The sequence below is a fragment of the Sphaerotilus sp. genome (assembly GCF_013299175.1).
In the GTDB taxonomy this organism is placed as follows: Bacteria; Pseudomonadota; Gammaproteobacteria; order Burkholderiales; family Burkholderiaceae_C; genus Sphaerotilus.
Window position 1 is genome coordinate 1 of record NZ_JAAFKF010000179.1, and the last position, 4,102, is coordinate 4,102.

At 64.0% G+C, this 4,102-nt stretch carries 4 protein-coding genes; all 4 read left to right on the top strand.

From position 1 onward, the window contains the following. The first annotated feature begins 35 nt into the window (after positions 1 to 35). Entirely contained in the window at positions 36 to 1,343 is a 1,308-nt protein-coding gene (tig, locus tag QZW52_RS18755) for a trigger factor (RefSeq protein ID WP_294001580.1), read from the top strand. 206 nt (positions 1,344 to 1,549) lie between these two features. Next, positions 1,550 to 2,158, top strand: a complete 609-nt coding sequence (clpP, locus tag QZW52_RS18760) for an ATP-dependent Clp endopeptidase proteolytic subunit ClpP (RefSeq protein WP_294001582.1) — start codon at positions 1,550 to 1,552, stop codon at positions 2,156 to 2,158. Between the two features lie 45 nt (positions 2,159 to 2,203). After that, positions 2,204 to 3,481 carry an ATP-dependent Clp protease ATP-binding subunit ClpX gene (gene clpX / locus QZW52_RS18765; protein ID WP_294001584.1) on the top strand — a complete coding sequence of 426 codons (1,278 nt, stop codon included), beginning with the start codon at positions 2,204 to 2,206 and terminating at the stop codon, positions 3,479 to 3,481. An 82-nt stretch (positions 3,482 to 3,563) separates the two neighbouring features. Next, positions 3,564 to 4,102, top strand: a 539-nt coding sequence (locus QZW52_RS18770) for an LON peptidase substrate-binding domain-containing protein (protein ID WP_294001586.1), incomplete at its 3' end; no start/stop codon positions are given.

The window sequence follows — 4,102 nt, forward strand, 5'->3', positions numbered from 1 at the left end:
CCCCCAGATTCAAGCAACCTAAAGAGCTTCAGAACATGGCTGTTACTGTGGAAACCCTCGACAAGCTCGAGCGCCGCATCACGCTGACCCTGTCGGCCACCGAACTCCAGAACGAGGTCGCCAACCGCCTCAAGCGGATGGCGCGCACGGTCAAGATCGACGGGTTCCGTCCCGGCAAGGTGCCGATGTCCGTCATCGCCCAGCGTTACGGCTACTCGGTCCAGTACGAAGTCATGAACGACAAGGTCGGTCAGGCTTTCCAGGATGCGGCCAACGAAGCGCAGATCCGCGTGGCCGGCACGCCCCGCATCACCGAAAAGGAAGAAGCCTCCGAAGGCAACGTCGCGTTTGACGCGGTGTTCGAGGTCTATCCGGACGTGGTGGTCGGCGACCTGAGCGCGGTGGACATCGAGCGCGTGTCGTCCGACGTGACGGACGCCGCGATCGACCGCACCGTGGACATTCTGCGCAAGCAGCGCCGCACGTTCACCGAGCGCGCCGCCGACGACGTGGCCGCCGACGGCGACCGCGTGACCATCGACTTTGACGGCAAGATCGACGGCGACAGCTTCCAGGGTGGTCAGGCCGAAGCCTTCCAGTTCCTGATGGGCGAAGGCCGGATGCTCGAAGCCTTCGAGACGGCGGTGCGCGGCATGAAGGCCGGCGAGTCGAAGACCTTCCCGCTGAAGTTTCCCGATGACTACCACGGCGAAGACGTGGCGGGCAAGGAAGCCGACTTCCTGGTGACGCTGAAGAAGGTCGAGCAGCAGAACCTGCCGGAAGTGGACGCCGCGTTCGCCGAGTCGCTGGGCATCCCCGACGCCAGCGTCGAAGGGCTGCGCGCCGACATCAAGAAGAACCTGGAACGCGAAGTCAAGTTCCGTGTCGCCGCTCGCAACAAGCAGGCCGTGATGGCGGCGCTGGAGTCGGCGACCTCGTTCGACTTGCCGAAGGCGCTGGTCGAGAACGAACTGGGCCGTCTGGTCGAGAACGCGCGCGCTGACCTGAAGCAGCGCGGTGTCAAGGATGCCGAGACTGCACCGATCCCGAACGAAGTGTTCCAGCCGCAGGCCGAGCGCCGCGTGCGCCTGGGCCTGACGGTGGCCGAGATCGTGCGTACCCACGCGCTGTCCGCGACGCCGGACCAGATCCGCGCCCACATCGAAGAGATGGCGCAGAGCTACGAGCAGCCCGCCCAGGTCATGGCCTGGTACATGGGCGACAAGCAGCGTCTGGCCGAGGTGGAAGCCGTGGTCATCGAGGCCAATGTGTCCGACTTCGTGCTGGCGCAAGCCAAGGTCACGGACAAGGCCCTGGCGTTCGACGAGCTGATGGGTGCCTGAAGCAAGACCGTGCTAACCGACGATCGCCGTCGGTGAAGCAGAAACAAGGGGCGCCACGAGCGCCCCTTGTCACATGATGGCGTTGCCAGCATCCGGCGTCGAATGCTGGCAACCCCCATAATCGGGTTCATCGCTGATGGCCGACCCGCCCCCGAGCGGTCCAGAGCGGTCATCAGCGCGACACAGTGATGTTTCAAGGGTCTTCAATGAGCGCAATCGACACGCAGAACCTGGGCATGGTGCCCATCGTCATCGAACAATCCGGACGCGGCGAACGCTCCTACGACATCTATTCGCGCCTGCTGCGCGAGCGGGTCATTTTCCTGGTCGGCCCCGTCAATGACCAGGTCGCCAATCTGGTGGTGGCCCAGTTGCTGTTCCTGGAAAGCGAAAATCCCGACAAGGACATTTCGCTTTACATCAACTCGCCCGGCGGCAGCGTCTCGGCCGGCATGTCGATCTTCGACACGATGCAGTTCATCAAGCCGCAGGTCTCCACGCTGTGCATGGGCATGGCGGCGAGCATGGGCGCGTTCCTGCTGACGGCGGGCGAGAAGGGCAAGCGGTTTGCGCTGCCGAACGCCAAGATCATGATCCACCAGCCCCTCGGCGGCGCGCAGGGTCAGGCCACCGACATCGAGATCCACGCCCGCGAGATCCTCAAGACCCGCGAGCAGCTCAACCGCATTCTGGCCGACCGATCGGGCCAGCCGCTGGAGAAGATCCAGGCCGACACCGAGCGCGACTACTACATGACCGCCGCCGAAGCCGCGACCTACGGCCTGATCGACCAAGTGATCAGCAAGCGCGCCTGATCCGTTCCGCATTCCATTTCTCCAGACTCGACAAGGCCGCATTCCATGCCCGAGAAAAAAGGCTCCTCCGGCGAAAAGACGCTGTACTGCTCGTTCTGCGGCAAGAGCCAGCATGAGGTGAAGAAGCTGATCGCCGGCCCGTCGGTGTTCATCTGCGACGAGTGCATCGAGCTGTGCAACGACATCATCCGCGATGAAGCGCCCGCAGCCGACGCCCCCGGCGCCAAGACGAACCGCGACGACCTGCCGGTGCCCAGCGACATCAAGGCCAGCCTGGACCAGTACGTCATCGGCCAGGACCAGGCCAAGCGCACACTCGCCGTCGCCGTCTACAACCACTACAAGCGCCTGAAGCACATGGAGGGCAAGGCCAAGGGTGACGGGGTGGAGCTGTCCAAGAGCAACATCCTGCTGATCGGCCCGACGGGCTCCGGCAAGACGCTGCTGGCCCAGACGCTCGCCCGCCTGCTGAACGTGCCCTTCGTGATCGCCGACGCCACCACGCTGACCGAAGCCGGTTACGTGGGCGAGGATGTCGAGAACATCATCCAGAAGCTGCTGCAGAACTGCAACTACGAGGTCGAGCGTGCCCAGCGCGGCATCGTCTACATCGACGAGATCGACAAGATCAGCCGCAAGTCGGACAACCCGTCGATCACGCGCGACGTGTCCGGCGAGGGTGTCCAGCAGGCGCTGCTCAAGCTGGTCGAAGGCACGATGGCTTCGGTGCCGCCCCAAGGTGGCCGCAAGCACCCCAACCAGGATTTCCTGCAGATCGACACGACCAACATCCTGTTCATCTGCGGCGGCGCCTTCGATGGGCTGGAGAAGGTCATTGCCAACCGCTCCGAGAAGTCGGGCATCGGCTTCGGCGCGTCGGTCAAGGCCAAGTCCGCGCGCAGTGCGGGCGAGGCGTTCCGCGAGGTCGAGCCGGAAGACCTGATCAAGTTTGGTCTCATCCCCGAGCTGATCGGCCGCCTGCCGGTGATTGCCACGCTGGGCGAGCTGACCGAAGACGCGATGATCCAGATCCTCACCGAGCCGAAGAACGCGCTGGTCAAGCAGTACCAGAAGCTGTTCGCGATGGACGGCGTGGACCTGGAAGTGCGTCCGTCCGGGCTGACCGCCATCGCCAAGAAGGCGCTCAACCGCAAGACCGGTGCCCGCGGGCTGCGCTCGATCATCGAGCAAGCGTTGATGGACACCATGTTCGAGTTGCCCACGTTCCACGGTGTCGCCAAGGTCGTCATCGACGAGCACACCATCGACGACAACACCAAGCCCCTGCTCGTCTACCACGAGCAGGCCAAGGCCAGCGCCTGAGTTCATCCGCGCCGCGTTTGCATCCCGACCCTTGCAAACCGGCGCTGTGCTCCCAGATGGGAGCGCAGAAAGAGAGGTTCTGATGTCAGGCCATCCCATCCTTCCCCCCGATCCGATCACGCTGCCGCTGCTGCCGCTGCGCGATGTGGTGGTCTTCCCGCACATGGTCATCCCACTGTTCGTGGGGCGGCCGAAGTCCATCAAGGCGCTCGAAGCCGCGATGGAAGCGGGTCGCCAGATCATGCTGGTGGCGCAGAAAGCCGCCGGCAAGGACGAACCGAAATCGGACGACATGTTCGAGACGGGCTGCGTCTCCAGCATCCTGCAGATGCTGAAACTGCCCGACGGCACCGTGAAAGTGCTGGTCGAAGGCTTGCAGCGCGCCAACACTGTCAGCATCGACGACAGCGGCGAGCACTTCACGTCCGTCGTCTCGCCCGTGCCGGTGCCGGACCAAGGCTCGCCCGAGATCGAGGCACTGCGCCGTGCCGTGACGCAGCAGTTTGACCAGTACGTCAAGCTGAACAAGAAGATCCCGCCGGAGATTCTCACGTCGATCGCTGGCATTGATGATGCGGGCCGGCTGTCGGACACGATCGCCGCGCACCTGCCGCTCAAGCT

Coding starts and splice junctions, on each gene's coding strand:
- clpP (WP_294001582.1), top strand. CDS start 1,550: ATGAGCGCAATCGACACGCAGAACCTGGGCATGGTGCCCATCGTCATC.
- tig (WP_294001580.1), top strand. CDS start 36: ATGGCTGTTACTGTGGAAACCCTCGACAAGCTCGAGCGCCGCATCACG.
- clpX (WP_294001584.1), top strand. CDS start 2,204: ATGCCCGAGAAAAAAGGCTCCTCCGGCGAAAAGACGCTGTACTGCTCG.